Raw genomic sequence first — 1,123 nt, forward strand, 5'->3', positions numbered from 1 at the left:
GCGCCAACATGAACACCCGCACCGGCGACACGGTTTACGGTTTCAATTCCAACACCGATCGCGACTTCCTCACCGCCACCGGCGCGCAGGACAAGATAATCTTCACCGCCTGGGACGCCGGCGGCAACGACACCTTCGACTTCTCCGGCTTCGGCCAGAATCAGCGCATCAATCTGAATGAAAAGGCGTTCTCGGACGTCGGCGGCCTGAAAGGCAACGTGTCTATCGCCGCAGGCGTAACGATTGAAAACGCCATCGGCGGGTCGGGTAACGATGTGCTGGTAGGGAACGCCGCCGATAACGTGCTCAAGGGCGGCGCGGGCGATGACGTGCTGTACGGTGGCAAAGGGGCGGATCAGCTGTGGGGCGGCGCCGGCAAGGACACCTTCGTCTACTTTGCGGCGGATGAGTCGACGGCGGCGGCGCCGGATTGGATCCGCGACTTCGTGCGCGGCGAGGACAAGATCGATCTGACGCTGTTCAACACCGGCAGCGCCGACGGCATCCGCTTCGTCGATCAGTTCAGCGGCAAGGCGGGCGAGGCGACGCTGAGCTACGATGCGCAAAATCACGTCAGTGACGTGGCGATCAACCTGGGCGGCGGCTTTGACGGCAACGATTTCCTGGTGAAAGTGGTGGGACAGCCGCTGGATGCGGGTGATTTCGTGCTGGCCTGATGCAGGCAACAAAAATAGGGCATTTTGGGCAAAAACCCGACAATTCCTATTAATTACGTCATATTAGCGTGACATAGTAGCGCGCAGAAGGCCGGGCTTGCATACCTCGGGCTTCTGTCGGATCGCCAACCTTCTTCGGTTGGCGATTCATTTTCCGCCTTTCAGCATGTTGATGGCGGCGCCGAGCAGGATGCGCCGTTCGATATCGTTGCTGTCCGCCAACTGCCGCGTCAGATGTTTTTCCAGCGTTTCCACCGACAGCGCTTCGCCGCGATGACGCAGTTGCATCACGCCATCGCCGATCAGGCGTGCGACCTCATCCCATACGGGTTTAATCTCCTGTTCCGAGAACGTCATGGTCTACACCTCGGTGGGTTGATTTTTGCCCAATGTAGCAGCTGAGCTGCGGCTTCGCTACCCGCCGCCTAAAACAGGAAGCATAAAAA

The 1,123-nt window shown here is 59.2% G+C and carries 2 protein-coding genes; one reads left to right on the forward strand and one right to left on the reverse strand.

Going from position 1 to position 1,123, the window contains the following annotated elements; genetic code table 11:
• Window positions 1-677: M10 family metallopeptidase C-terminal domain-containing protein (locus tag ADK28_RS07500; protein WP_048795311.1), on the forward strand; the 677-nt coding region annotated here is incomplete at its 5' end.
• 147 nt (window positions 678-824) lie between these two features.
• Here the strand turns inward: ADK28_RS07500 and ADK28_RS07505 are convergent.
• Window positions 825-1,034 carry a hypothetical protein gene (locus ADK28_RS07505; protein ID WP_033640556.1) on the reverse strand — a complete coding sequence of 70 codons (210 nt, stop codon included), beginning with the start codon at window positions 1,032-1,034 and terminating at the stop codon, window positions 825-827.
• Window positions 1,035-1,123 lie beyond the last annotated feature (89 nt).

The sequence above is a fragment of the Serratia sp. 506_PEND genome (assembly GCF_001076875.1).
Lineage (GTDB): Bacteria > Pseudomonadota > Gammaproteobacteria > Enterobacterales > Enterobacteriaceae > Serratia > Serratia marcescens.

Coding starts and splice junctions, on each gene's coding strand:
- ADK28_RS07505 (WP_033640556.1), bottom strand. CDS start 1,034: ATGACGTTCTCGGAACAGGAGATTAAACCCGTATGGGATGAGGTCGCA.